General features: G+C 72.0%; 11 protein-coding genes. 8 read left to right on the top strand and 3 right to left on the bottom strand.

Translation table 11 applies throughout. The features are described 5' to 3' along the window. Window positions 1-23: 23 nt before the first annotated feature. Both COUCH_RS06645 and COUCH_RS06640 read right to left on the bottom strand, forming a co-directional pair. Complete coding sequence (locus COUCH_RS06645) at window positions 24-668, bottom strand: lysophospholipid acyltransferase family protein (protein ID WP_249611214.1); 645 nt, start codon at window positions 666-668, stop codon at window positions 24-26. 119 nt (window positions 669-787) lie between these two features. Further along, a complete protein-coding gene (locus COUCH_RS06640) occupies window positions 788-1,552 on the bottom strand; it encodes a GNAT family N-acetyltransferase (protein ID WP_249611213.1) in 765 nt (254 codons plus the stop codon). A gap of 108 nt (window positions 1,553-1,660) precedes the next feature. Between COUCH_RS06640 and COUCH_RS06635 the strand changes: the two genes are divergently transcribed. The 8 genes from COUCH_RS06635 to COUCH_RS06600 all read left to right on the top strand — a co-directional run bounded on the left by COUCH_RS06635 (window position 1,661) and on the right by COUCH_RS06600 (window position 12,618). Continuing rightward, window positions 1,661-2,311, top strand: a complete 651-nt coding sequence (locus COUCH_RS06635) for a hypothetical protein (RefSeq protein ID WP_249611212.1) — start codon at window positions 1,661-1,663, stop codon at window positions 2,309-2,311. Window positions 2,312-2,343: 32 nt separating this feature from the next. Then, complete coding sequence (locus COUCH_RS06630) at window positions 2,344-3,261, top strand: ABC transporter ATP-binding protein (RefSeq protein WP_249611211.1); 918 nt, start codon at window positions 2,344-2,346, stop codon at window positions 3,259-3,261. Next, window positions 3,258-4,088, top strand: a complete 831-nt coding sequence (locus COUCH_RS06625; RefSeq protein WP_249611210.1) for an ABC transporter permease — start codon at window positions 3,258-3,260, stop codon at window positions 4,086-4,088. The genes COUCH_RS06630 and COUCH_RS06625 overlap by 4 nt, the downstream gene beginning before the upstream one ends. A gap of 146 nt (window positions 4,089-4,234) precedes the next feature. Next, window positions 4,235-8,002 (top strand): multifunctional oxoglutarate decarboxylase/oxoglutarate dehydrogenase thiamine pyrophosphate-binding subunit/dihydrolipoyllysine-residue succinyltransferase subunit, encoded by a 3,768-nt coding sequence (locus COUCH_RS06620; RefSeq protein WP_430640896.1) that lies wholly within the window; start codon window positions 4,235-4,237, stop codon window positions 8,000-8,002. Between the two features lie 267 nt (window positions 8,003-8,269). Further along, window positions 8,270-8,449, top strand: coding sequence for a DUF6104 family protein (locus tag COUCH_RS06615; protein ID WP_249611209.1), 180 nt, complete (start codon window positions 8,270-8,272; stop codon window positions 8,447-8,449). Between the two features lie 137 nt (window positions 8,450-8,586). Then, window positions 8,587-9,174: an AAA family ATPase gene (locus COUCH_RS06610; protein WP_249611208.1), complete on the top strand. Its 588-nt coding sequence runs from the start codon at window positions 8,587-8,589 to the stop codon at window positions 9,172-9,174. Window positions 9,175-9,280: 106 nt separating this feature from the next. Next, window positions 9,281-11,353 carry a phosphate acetyltransferase gene (gene pta, locus COUCH_RS06605; RefSeq protein ID WP_249611207.1) on the top strand — a complete coding sequence of 691 codons (2,073 nt, stop codon included), beginning with the start codon at window positions 9,281-9,283 and terminating at the stop codon, window positions 11,351-11,353. Next, on the top strand, window positions 11,350-12,618 hold the full coding sequence (locus COUCH_RS06600) for an acetate/propionate family kinase (protein WP_249611206.1): 1,269 nt from the start codon (window positions 11,350-11,352) through the stop codon (window positions 12,616-12,618). The genes pta and COUCH_RS06600 overlap by 4 nt, the downstream gene beginning before the upstream one ends. Window positions 12,619-13,052: 434 nt before the next feature. Here COUCH_RS06600 and COUCH_RS06595 read toward each other — a convergent pair whose 3' ends face one another. Beyond that, window positions 13,053-13,220, bottom strand: a complete 168-nt coding sequence (locus tag COUCH_RS06595; RefSeq protein ID WP_249611205.1) for a hypothetical protein — start codon at window positions 13,218-13,220, stop codon at window positions 13,053-13,055. Between the last annotated feature and the right edge of the window lie 2 nt (window positions 13,221-13,222).

Genomic DNA, 13,222 nt, shown 5'->3' with positions numbered 1-13,222 from the left:
CCTGAAAGTTTTCTGTGAGCTGCCTAAGCGGCGAGGCCGAACGTGGCGCCGCGGAGGCCGGCCGACGCCTGTGCCGCCCGCGCCAGCGACCGCCGATCGGCGCCCGGCTCCGGACGCAGCCCCGGCGAGCCGACGAGCGTCACGGTCAGTCCGCGCAACGCGGCCACGCGGCGTACCGAGGACCACAGCGTGTCGTCGCCGATGAAGGACGCCGACGGGGACGCGTACCGGATGGAGATCGGGACGACCGTGGCGCCCGCGTCCACCGCTGCCTGGAACAGCGCCGGGCGGAAGCGGCCCCGTTCCGCACCGCAGAACGTCGTACCCTCGGGAAAGACCGCCACCGACCGGCCGGCCCGCAGCGCCGCGGTGACCTCGGCCACCGTCGTGGGCAGGCTCTTCGGCCGCGTGCGGTCGACGAAGATCGCGCCGGACCGCTTCGCCAGCGCGCCCACCGCGGGCCACGCGCCGACCTCGCGCTTCGCGACGAGCCGGACCGGCGTCACCGCCAGCAACGCGAGCACGTCCAGCCAGGAGACGTGGTTGGCCACCAGCAGGCTGCCGGGCCGCGGCGCGCGACCGCGCCACTCCAGGCGCACCCCCAGGACCGCGAGCAGGGCGCGGGCGACGGTCCGCACCGCGGCGCCGCGCAAGAGCGGCACGATCATCAAACCGCCTATGAGTACGGCGGCAGCAGCGACCAACCGCAACACCGTCGTCAGCCCGCGCACGGCTTCGTCCCCGCCGGGCCGGCACTGCGGACCGCACGCCGACACGGGCTGCCAGATCATCGCGTGGCTCCCAGGAAGTGCCGCCGATAGCGGGGATCCAACCGGTCCATGGAGAACAGCACGTAGAAGTCGGCACAGCCGAAGTCGGCGTCGTACGCGGGCTCACCGCACACCCAGCTGCCGAGCCGCAGATAGCCCTTGAGCAGCGGCGGCGGTTGCACCCGCGGGTCGCCCACCAGCGACGTCTCCGCGAGCCAGTTGCGGCGCGGCTGCACCCGCAGCGCCGGCGGCGACATGTGCCTGCTCCGGACGCGGGCCCACACCCCGGCAGCGGTCTGCCCGCCGTCCTCCAGCGACACCGAGGCGCACCCGCCGAGCCACCGCAGGTTGTTGAGGTGCAGGTAGCGGGCGATGCCGGCCCACATCAGGTTGACCACGGCGCCCGTACGGTGGTCCGGGTGCACGCAGGAGCGGCCGGTCTCGACCAGCTGGTCGCGCAACGGGCGCAGGCCGCTCAGGTTGAACTCCCCGTCGCCGTAGCGGCGGCCGGCCCGTTCGGCGCCCTTCGGCGTCATCATGCGGTAGGTCCCGACCACGTCCCCGGTGGTGTCGTCCCGGACGATCAGGTGGTCGCAGAAGTCGTCGAACTCGTCCACGTCCCGCCCGTCGGGCGTGGCGCCGCGCAGGGTGGCGCCGAGCTCGCCGGCGAAGACCTCGTGGCGCAGGCGCTGCGCGGCCGCGACCTGGCTGCTGTCGTCGGCGATCAGGAGCGAGTAGCCGCTGGTCCCGGTGGGTGCGGCGGCGGTCATCAATACCGTCATGGGAACTGTGTAAGGCCCGCGATTGCCGACGGCGTGGCGTCGCGGGTGAACCCGGATGTCCGGTGGGTGAACGCCTTTGTGTCGCACCCCCGTGAGAGGGTTCCCGGCATGCTGATCCCCGCCCGTTTCAACGGCCCGCCCGGCTCCGGCAACGGTGGCTGGTCCGCCGGCGCGTTCGCCGCCGCGGCGGGCGCGGTGACCGGCCGCGACCCGTTCCAGGTCACCCTGCGGGTGCCGCCGCCGCTGGAGACGGCGTTGACGGTGGCCGGCGGCAGGGTCCTCGATCCCGCCGGCACGCTGGTGGCCGAGGTCGTCGCGGGGGCCGACGCGGGCCCGGGCACACCGCCGGCCGCCCCGGCGGACGCGGGGCCTTACCCGGGACTGACCGAGCACCCCTTCCGCGGCTGCTACGTCTGCGGCCCGGATCGCGCCGACGGCCTGCGGATCTTTCCCGGCCCGCTGCCGGACGGCCGGATGGCGGCCACCTGGACCGTCCCGCCGGACGTCACCTTCGAGACCGTGTGGGCGGCGCTGGACTGTCCCGGCGGCTGGACGGCGCTGCAGACCGGCCGCGTCCACCTGCTCGGCCGGATCGCGGCGGCGGTGGATGCGCTGCCCGCCGCGGGCACGGAATGCGTCGTCGTCGGGGCCCCGGTGACCACCGAGGGACGCAAGGCCGTCGTCGACTCGGCGGTGTACGCGCCCGACGGCTCGCCGCTGGCGCGCGCCAGGGCCACATGGGTGGCGCTGAACAGGTAGGTTGAGGCCCCACCGAAGGACAGGAGTGAGCGTTGACGGCCGCGTCCGAGGAGATCGTCGTCTCCCACCTCACAAAGCATTACCGGCAGCTGCGCGCGGTCGACAATCTGTCGTTCACCGTGCGGCCCGGGCGGGTCACCGGCTTCCTCGGCCCCAACGGCGCCGGCAAGACGACGACGCTGCGCATGATGCTCGGCCTGGTACGCCCCACGTCGGGCACGGCCACCTTCTCCGGCCGGGCGTACACCGATCTCGATCAGCCGGTCCGGCACGTCGGCGCGGTCCTCGAGGCGTCCAGCGCGCACAAGGGCCGCAGCGGCATCAACCACCTCCGGGTGATCTGCGCGTCGGCCGGGCTGCCGCGGCAGGCCGCGGACGACGCGCTCGCCCGGGTCGGGCTGAGCCCGGCGGCCAAGCGCAAGTTCAAGGGCTACTCGCTGGGCATGAAGCAGCGCCTCGGCATCGCCGCCGCGCTGCTCGGCGACCCGCGGGTGCTGATCCTCGACGAGCCCGCCAACGGCCTCGACCCCGAGGGCATCCGGTGGATGCGGGACCTGCTCAAGTCGCTGGCCGCCGAGGGCCGCACGGTCCTCGTCTCCAGCCACCTGCTGGGTGAGATGCAGCAGCTCGCCGACGACGTGGTGATCATCGCGGCCGGGCAGCTGATCCGGCAGGGCCCGGTGGACGAGGTGCTCGGCTCCATGTCCGGCGTCAGCCACGTGCGGGTCCGCACGCCGCAGGCCGCCGAGCTCTCCGCCGCGCTGACGGCCCAGCAGGCGACCGTGGCGACGCTGCCCGACGAGGCGCTGATGGTGACCGGCCTCGACGCGGCGCGGGTCGGCCACATCGCCTTCACCGCCGGCATCGAGCTGCACGAGCTCACCGGCGAGCGAGCCGACCTCGAACAGGTGTTCCTGCAGCTGACGGCCGGAAAGGCGGGCATCCGATGAACCTGGTCCGGGCCGAGCTGCTCAAGATCCGTACGACCAGCACGTGGTGGGTCTTCGGCCTCATCGCGCTGCCGCTGTGGGCGCTGACGCTGCTGGTCAACTGGGTCAGCGCCAACGCCACGCTGAACCTCGACCCGGCCGAGGCGGGGCTCGACGCCGACCAGGCCGAGCAGGTCCGGGTGGCCTCCGAGTCGGTCAACGTCGCCAGCAACCTCTACACCAGCGGGCAGTTCTTCGGCGTCCTGGTGGTCATGCTGCTCGCCGCGATCGTGGTGACCAATGAGTTCTTCCACCAGACCGCGACCACCACGTTCCTGGTGACGCCGCGCCGCGAGGCGGTGATCGTGGCCAAGCTGGTCGCCTCGGTGATCCTCGGCCTGGTCTTCTGGCTGATCACCACGCTGCTCAACCTGGTGCTCGCGCCGTTCATCCTCAACGCGCTCAACGTCGGGACGCAGTTGGGTGAGCCCGCGGTGTGGCGGGCGATCGGGCTCAACGCGCTCGCGTACGCGCTGTGGGCGGTCGTCGGCGTCGGCGCGGGTGTGCTCATCCGCAGCCAGATCGGCGCGACCATCACGCTCAGCACCGTGTACGTGATCGGCTACCTGGGCGCCGCGACGATCTTCGCGCTGCTCACGCCGAAGATCGGCGACTGGTTCGGCAAGCTGCAGGTGCTCGTGCCGCCGCTCGCCTCCCAGCTCATGATCTCCGGCACCGAGCTGCCCGGTAACCCGCCCCGATGGGTCGGCGCCCTGGTGCTGGTGGGGTATGCGGCGCTCGCCGGCGTGCTCGGCACCTGGCTCACGAAGAAACGGGACATCACCTGACGTATCGGGCAGGCCCCATGTCCCTCTTCCACCTCAGCCGTTGGTCACAGTCCGGACGTGCGCATGGCTACGCGATTGTCACGGCGTAGCCTTGACGCCGAATCCTTCGTCCTTCGTCCCTGTGACGAACGTCGCGTGCTGACAACATGGTGAAAGAGGCGAACACGGAAGTGTCGACCCAGCAGACTTCGCATGAGAATCCGCTCGCGGACTTCGGTCCGAACGAGTGGATCGTCGACGAGATGTACCAGCGCTACCTGGCCGACCCGTCCAGCGTCGACCCCGCCTGGCACGATTTCTTCGCCGACTACAAGCCGGCCACGGCCGCGGGCTCGATCGCGACGCCCGACCAGGCCAAGGCCGCCACCGCGAAGGCCACGGCCGCCAAGGCCGGCACAGACGCTCCCGCAGCAGCCACCGTCGCGCCCACCAAGCCGGCCACCGCGCCCGCCCCGGCCCCGGCGCCGGCACCCGCGACGAAGCCGGCCACCGCGCCCGCGCCCAAGGCGGCTGCACCGGCGCCGGCCAAGGCCGCCGCGAACGGCGGCGCCCCCGCCGGCGCGAAGGTCACCACGCTGCGCGGCGTCGCCGCCCGCATCGTGCAGAACATGGACACCTCGCTCGAGGTGCCGACCGCCACCTCGGTGCGCGCCGTGCCGGCCAAGCTGCTGGTCGACAACCGCATCGTGATCAACAACCACCTCGCCCGCGGGCGCGGCGGCAAGGTCAGCTTCACCCACCTGATCGGCTGGGCGCTGGTCCGGTCGGTCATGGCGCACCCCGAGATGAACAACTCCTTCGCCGAGGTGGACGGCAAGCCCGCCCTCGTGCAGCCGGAGCACATCAACCTCGGCATCGCCATCGACCTCGCCAAGAAGGACGGCACGCGCACGCTCGTCGTGCCCTCCATCAAGAACTGCGAGCAGATGGACTTCCGGCAGTTCTGGCAGGCGTACGAGGACGTGGTGCGACGCGCCCGCCGCAACGAGCTGACCATGGACGACTACGCCGGCACGACGATCTCGCTGACGAACCCGGGCGGCATCGGCACGGTCCACTCCATCCCGCGCCTCATGGCCGGCCAGAGCGCGATCATCGGCGTCGGCGCGATGGAGTACCCGGCGCCGTACTCCGGCATGTCCGACGAGATGCTGACCGACCACGGCGTCAGCAAGGTCACCACGCTGACCAGCACGTACGACCACCGGGTCATCCAGGGCGCGCAGTCCGGCGAGTTCCTGAAGGCCATGCACGAGTATCTGCTCGGCGAGCACTCGTTCTACGACGACATCTTCACGTCGCTGCGGATCCCGTACGAGCCGGTGCGCTGGGTGCGCGACGTCGCCCGGACCTCCGAGGGGCAGATCGACAAGGCCGCCCGGGTCGTCGAGCTCATCCACGCGTACCGGGTGCGCGGCCACCTCATGGCCGACACCGACCCGCTCGAGTTCAAGATCCGCCGGCACCCCGACCTGGACGTGCTGCAGCACGGCCTGACCCTCTGGGACCTGGACCGCACCTTCCCGGTCGGCGGCTTCGCCGGCAAGCAGAAGATGAAGCTCCGCGACGTCCTCGGCGTGCTGCGCGACACCTACTGCCGCCGGGTGGGCATCGAGTACATGCACATCCAGGGCCCCGAGGAGCGGCGCTGGATCCAGGACCGCATCGAGATCAAGTACACGAAGCCGGACCCGGACGAGCAGAAGCACGTCCTCAACCGGCTCAACGCGGCCGAGGCCTTCGAGACCTTCCTGCAGACCAAGTACGTCGGCCAGAAGCGCTTCTCGCTCGAGGGCGGCGAGTCGCTGATCCCGCTGCTCGACGCCGTCCTGCAGTCGTCGGCCGAGGCCGGGCTGGACGAGATGGTCATCGGCATGGCCCACCGCGGCCGGCTCAACGTGCTCGCGAACATCGTCGGCAAGCCGTACGAGAAGATCTTTAACGAGTTCGAGGGTCAGATGGACCCGAAGTCGGCGCACGGCTCGGGCGACGTCAAGTACCACCTCGGCCAGACGGGCAAGTACACGACGCCCGACGGCGACTCCGCCACGACCGTCAGCGTGGTCGCCAACCCGTCGCACCTGGAGGCCGTCGACCCGGTGCTCGAGGGCATCGTGCGGGCCAAGCAGGACCGCCTCGACCTGGGCCTGCACGGCTACACGGTGCTGCCGGTGCTGGTGCACGGCGACGCCGCGTTCGCCGGCCAGGGCGTGGTCGCCGAGACGCTCAACCTGTCGCAGCTGCGCGGCTACCGCACCGGCGGCACGGTGCACATCGTGGTCAACAACCAGGTCGGCTTCACGACGGCGCCGGAGTACAGCCGCTCGTCGCTGTACTCGACCGACGTCGCGCGGATGATCCAGGCGCCGATCTTCCACGTCAACGGCGACGACCCCGAGGCCGTCGTCCGGGTCGCGAAGCTCGCCTTCGAATACCGGCAGGCGTTCAACAAGGACGTCGTCATCGACCTGGTCTGCTACCGCCGCCGCGGTCACAACGAGGGCGACGACCCGTCGATGACCAACCCCAAGATGTACGAGATCATCGACACCAAGCGGTCGGTCCGCAAGCTGTACACCGAGGAGCTGATCGGACGCGGTGACATCACCGTGGACGACGCCCAGGAGCAGCTGCGTGACTACCAGGCTCAGCTGGAGCAGGTCTTCAAGCGCACCCGGGACGCGGCCGGATCGCCGCCGCGGGTCCGCCAGACCCCGGGCGAGGAGCCGGAGCCGCAGGTGGAGACCGCCGTCGAGGCCGCGATGGTCAAGGCGGTCGGCCAGGCGCACGTCGACCTGCCCGAGGGCTTCACCCCGCACAAGCGGGTCCAGCAGCTGCTCGACCGGCGCGCGAAGATGTCGACCGACGGCGGCATCGACTGGGGCTTCGGCGAGCTGATCGCGTTCGGCTCGCTGCTCGCCCAGGGCGTCACGGTCCGGCTCGCCGGCCAGGACTCGCGCCGCGGCACGTTCACCTCGCGGCACGCGGCGATCATCGACGCGAAGACCGGCGACGACTTCCTGCCGATCTCCACCCTGGCCACCTCCAACGCCCGCTTCTTCGTGCACGACTCGCTGCTCAGCGAGTACGCGGCGATGGGCTTCGAGTACGGCTACTCGGTGGAGAACCCGAACGCGCTGGTCCTCTGGGAAGCCCAGTTCGGCGACTTCGTCAACGGCGCGCAGTCGATCGTGGACGAGTTCATCTCCTCCGGCGAGGCGAAGTGGGGCCAGCAGTCGTCGCTGGTGCTGCTGCTGCCGCACGGCATGGAGGGCCAGGGCCCGGACCACTCGTCCGGCCGCATGGAGCGTTTCCTGCAGCTGTGCGCGCAGGACAACATGCGGGTGGCCAACCCGACCACCCCGGGCAACTACTTCCACCTGCTGCGCCGCCAGGCCCTGTCCGGCAAGCGCAAGCCGCTCGTGGTGTTCTCGCCGAAGTCGCTGCTGCGCCACCGCCTCGCGGTGTCGTCCGTCGACGACTTCACCACCGGCACGTTCCAGCCGGTCATCGGCGACGCCGGGATCAACGGCACGCCGCTGGACGCCAACGCGGTCAAGCGCGTCCTGCTCTGCAGCGGCAAGGTCTACTACGACCTGTTCCAGGCCCGCGCCGAGCGGGGCATCACCGACACGGCGATCATCCGGATGGAGCAGATCTACCCGCTGCCGGTCGACGAGCTCAAGGCGGTGCTCAACCGGTTCCCCAACGCGGAGGACTTCGCCTGGGTGCAGGAGGAGCCGGCCAACCAGGGCGCCTGGTCGTTCGTCGCGCTGAACCTGCTCGAGCACCTCGAGGGCGTACGGCTGCGCCGCATCTCGCGCCCGGCCGCGGCCGCCCCGGCGGTCGGCTCGGCCAAGATGCACGAGGCCGAGCAGTCCGCGCTGGTCGAGGCGGCACTCCCCCGCCCCTGACCCGCACCTCTCCGGCAGCGCCCCGTCGTTCGCGGCGGGGCGCTGCCGCGTCCGGGTCTCGGCCGCATCCGGCGTGGGCCGGTGGGCCGCGCGGCCCGCTCTTCGTGGCCGCCGCGGCCGCCGCTGCTCTCCCACCGCGCTGCGCTCCCACCGCGCTGCGCTCCCACCGCGCTGCGCTCCCGGCGCGACGCGGCCCGCTGCGCGTGCGCCCTCACTGCGCGCCGGGCCGGCCCGGGGGCGATCGGGGCAGGTCCTAGGATCGGCGGCATGTACTTCACCGATCGCGGTATCGAGGAACTGGTCGAGCGGCGTGGCGAGGAGTCGGTGACGCTGGAGTGGGTCGCCGAGCAGCTGCGCACGTTCGTCGACGTCCACCCGGAGTTCGAGACCCCGATCGAGCGGTTCGCCACCTGGCTGGCCCGCGCCGACGAGGACGATGAGGACTAGGACGGGGCCCCTGCCCGACCGTCCCGTACGCCGGATCGAGCTCGACCCCGCGGCCGAGGTCGGCCGGAATGCCTGGTGGGCGACGATCCCCGCGGTGGCCGCCGTCCTCGAGCACGGGCTGAACATCCCGGCCCGGCGTGACGTTCCTGGTCGGCGAGAACGGGTCCGGCAAGTCGACGCTGATCGAGGCGCTGGCCGCCGCGCACGGGCTCAACCCGGAGGGCGGGTCGCGCAACGCCCGGCACAGCAGCCGGGCCAGCGAGTCCCCGCTGGGCGCGGCGCTCAAGGTGGTCCGTACGCCCGGGCGGCGCGCGAACGCGTACTTCCTGCGCGCCGAGACGATGCACGGGCTGTACACGTACCTGGAGAACCTGCCAGGGTCGCCGGACGGCGACCTGCACGACCGCAGCCACGGCGAGGGCTTCCTCGAACTGCTCGCCCGCAAGTTCAACGGTTTCGGCTTCTACCTGATGGATGAGCCCGAGGCGCCGCTGTCGTTCACGTCGACGCTGGGCCTGCTGGCGCGGCTCGAGGCGCTGCGGGCCGACGGCGCCCAGGTCGTGGTCGCCACCCACTCCCCGATTCTCACCGCCCTGCCCGGCGCGACCATCCTGGAGCTGGGGCCGTCCGGCATCCGCCGCACCACCTGGGAGGAGCTCGAGATCGTCGGCCACTGGCGGCGCTTCCTGGCGCATCCGCAGGGCTATCTACGCGCCCTGACCTGACCCGTGGCGCCGCCGCGCCTTCCTTCGAGGGGCGGGCGACTGGGGTCTTTGGCCCTTGTCCACAGGGTCGGGCGACCCCCGGCGCGATCAACGCCGGGCCGGTAGGTTGAGGCTTGTGGCAAGCAGCGTCTACGTCGCCGGGCTCGGACCCGGCGTCGGCAAAGGAACCGTCGCCCTCGGGCTCGTCGAGCTCCTGTCCCGTCAGGTCGCGCGCATCGGCGTGTTCCGGCCGCTGGTGGCCGGCACCGGCGACGATCCGCTGCTGACGCTGCTGACCAGCCGATACCCGCTCGTCGCGGGCTACGACGACTCCTACGGGGTGACCGCAGCCGAGGCCTCCGCCCTGGTCGCCGACGGGCGGCGGGAGGAGCTGATCACCCGCATCGTCGAGCGCTACCGCGAGGTCGAGCGGCAGTGCGCGTCGGTGATCGTGATCGGCAGCGACTTCGCCGACGCCCAGGACGAGCACGGCGACGAGCTGCCCCGGGAGCTGGCGTTCAACGCGCGCCTCGCCAACGAGTTCGGCAGCGTGGTCGTGCCCGTCGTCAGCGGCCAGGGTCGCGGGGATCTGGGGGCGGCGGTGCGCTCGGCGTACCACTCGCTCGTCGATCTGAGCGCGACCGTTCTCGCCGTGATCGCCAACCGGGTCCCGGAGGGCATCGCCGCGCCCGGCGGCCTGCCCGTGCCGGTGTGGGCGATCCCGGAGGTGCCCGCCGTGGCGGCGCCGACCGTCGCCGAGGTGGCGGCGGCCCTGGACGCGACCGTCGTGACCGGCGGCGAGGCCGCGCTCGACCGTGACGTCCTCGACTTCGTCGTCGGGGCGGCGCACGTCCCGGCCGTGCTCGACCACCTCACCGACGGGGCCCTGCTGATCACCCCCGGCGACCGCGCCGACCTGCTGGTGGCGGCCAGCGCCGCGCACGCCGCGGGCAACGTCACCCTGGCCGGCCTGGTGCTCACCATCGGCGAGTTCCCCGACCCGCGGGCCGTCCGCGTCATCGAACGGCTCTACACGGGACTTGCCATGCTGGTGGTGCCGTCCGACAGCTACCACACGATCAACGCCGCCGGCCGCATCGAGGCGAAGCTCAGTCCCGCCACACCGCGCAAGGTCGAGGCGGCGCTCGGGGCGTTCGAGAAGCACGTCGACACCGCCGAGCTCAACCGCCGGCTCGACGTCACCCGGTCCAGCCGCGTGACCCCGCTGATGTTCGAGAACGACCTGATCGACCGGGCCCGCGCGGACCGCCGCCGGCTCGTGCTGCCGGAGGGCACCGACGAGCGCATCCTGCGCGCCACCGAGACGCTGCTGCGCCGGGGAGTCGCCGGCCTCACCCTGCTCGGCGACCCGGCCGAGATCACCCGGCGCGCCCGCGAGGTGGGCGTCGACATCGGCGCCGCCCAGCTCGTCGACCCGGCCACGAGCGAATGGCGCGACGACTTCGCCAAGCAGTATGCGGAGCTCCGCAAGCACAAGGCCGTCACGCTCGACCTGGCGTACGACGTGGTCCGCGACGTCAACTACTTCGGCACGATGATGGTCGCCGCGGGCCTCGCCGACGGCATGGTCTCCGGCGCCACCCACACCACCGCCGCCACCATCCGCCCCGCCTTCGAGATCATCAAGACGGTCCCGGAGGTCTCGGTGGCCTCGAGCGTCTTCTTCATGCTGCTGGCCGACCGCGTCCTCGTGTACGGCGACTGCGCCGTCAACCCGGACCCGGACGCCGCCCAGCTCGCCGACATCGCCCTGTCGTCAGCCACCACCGCGGCCGCCTTCGGCATCGAACCCCGGGTGGCGATGCTCTCCTATTCCACGGGCAGCTCCGGCGCGGGCGCCGACGTGGAGAAGGTGGCGGCCGCAACGGCCCTGGTCCGCGAACGCCGTCCCGACCTACCCGTGGAGGGCCCCATCCAGTACGACGCAGCCATCGACCCGGCCGTCGCGGCCACCAAGCTGCCCGACAGCCAGGTGGCGGGCAAGGCGACGGTGTTCGTCTTCCCCGACCTGAACACGGGCAACAACACGTACAAGGCGGTCCAGCGCTCGGCCAACGCGGTCGCGGTGGGCCCCGTCATGCAGGGCCTGCGCCGCCCGGTCAACGACCTCTCCCGCGGCGCGACCATCAAGGACATCGTCAACACGGTGGCGATCACGGCGATCCAGGCGCACTCATGAAAATTCTGGTCCTGAACTGCGGGTCCTCGTCGGTCAAGTACCGGCTCTTCGACGACCCGTCCCCCGCTCCCTCCTCCGGCTCCGCCGGGTCCTCCACCGAGGCTTCCTCCGGCTCGGCCGGGTCCTCCACCGAGGCTTCCTCCAGCTCCACCGGGTCCTCCTCGGGTTCCGCCGGGGCTGCTTCCGGGTCCGTTGCCGGGAGGTCCGAGGGCGGTCCGCGCACCCTGGCGAAGGGCCTCATCGAGCGGATCGGCGAGCCGGACGGCGACGCGGCCGACCACACGGCTGCCCTGCAGCGGGTGATGGAGTCCGTCGACCTCACCGGCCTGGGCGCCGTCGGCCACCGCGTCGTCCACGGCGGCCCACTCTTCAGCGCGGCCTCGATCATCGACGACAAACTCGTCGAGGCCGTCGAGAGCCTCGTCCCGCTCGCACCCCTGCACAACCCCGCGGCGCTCAGCGGCATCGCGGTGGCCCGCAAACTGATGCCGGACGTCCCGCAGGTCGCGGTCTTCGACACGGCGTTCCACCAGACCATCCCGCCGGCCGGTGTCTCGTACGCAATCGACGCCGCCCTCGCGGAGCGCTGGCAGATCCGCCGCTACGGCTTCCACGGCACGTCACACGCGTACGTGGCCCGCCAGACCGCGGCGCTCCTCGGCCTGTCCCCCGAGGATGCCAATGTCATCACGCTGCACCTGGGCAACGGCGCCAGCGCCACCGCCGTCCAGGGCGGCCGCAGCATCGCCACCTCGATGGGCATGTCACCCCAGTCCGGGCTCGTCATGGGCACCCGCAGCGGCGACATCGACCCCACGGTGATCTTCCACCTGCACCGGGTCGCGGGCCTGCCCGTGGACGAGATCGAACGCTCCCTCACCCGCCAAGCGGGCCTTCAGGGCCTCATCGGCGACAACGACATGCGCACGGTCGAGCGCCGCCGCGAAGAAGGAGACCCGGCAGCCACCCTCGCCTTCGACGTCTACTGCCGCCGCATCAAGGAGTACGTCGGCGCGTACATGGCGCTCCTCGGCAGGACGGACGCGATCGCCTTCACGGCGGGCGTGGGCGAACACTCACCGGAGGTGCGGGCGGCATCCTTGGCGGGCCTGTCCTCGCTCGGCATCGAGATCGACCCGGCCCGCAACGCGAAGGGCGACCGCATCATCTCGCCGGACGGGTCGACGGTGACGGTCTGCGTGGTGCCGACCGACGAGGAGCTGGAGATCGCCCAGCAGACCCGACAGGCGCTCGGCGACAGCTGACGCCGTCGCAACGCCGCCGGCGCCGGTCGCTCGCCCGAAGGCGGCGTTCCCGGTACCGGGTCGGCTGACCTTCCGCCTACGCGGCCTTCCCGCTCCGGCGCATGCTGCCCGGCCAGTGCCACCAACGCCCCAGCCGGAACGCTCCCAAGCGCTGCACCCGGGTCGGCGCGACCAAGCGCTGCACCCGGGCCGGCGCCACCGATCGCTGCAGCCGGGCCGGCGCCACCGATCGCTGCAGCCGGGCCGGCGCCCCCAACGCCCCAGCCGGGCGGGCGTCACCAATCGCTGCAGCCGGGCCGACGCCAGCGATCGCTGCGGCCGGGAGGCTGACAGGCCGTCGGCCGCCCTTCGACGCGGCGCCGCACCGCAGGCCGCACCACTGCGACGCGGCCGGGCCCACGCATCGGGCCCGACGCCGTCGTCCGGGTGGTGTGTCAGCCGACCGCGAGCCAGGCGATGACGGCGATGAGCACGACCGCGACCACGGCGGCCCCGATGATCAGCGGGGTCTTCGAGGCCGGCGCGGGCTCCTCGGGAACACTGTGCGTGAAGGCGCGGAAGGCCTCGGTGTTGCCGCTCGGATCGACGCTGTTGTCAGACATGC

The organism is Couchioplanes caeruleus (assembly GCF_023499255.1).
GTDB lineage: Bacteria > Actinomycetota > Actinomycetes > Mycobacteriales > Micromonosporaceae > Actinoplanes > Actinoplanes caeruleus_A.
The sequence above is the reverse complement of the archived record's forward strand: the minus strand, read 5'-3'. Positions and strand labels throughout refer to the sequence as shown.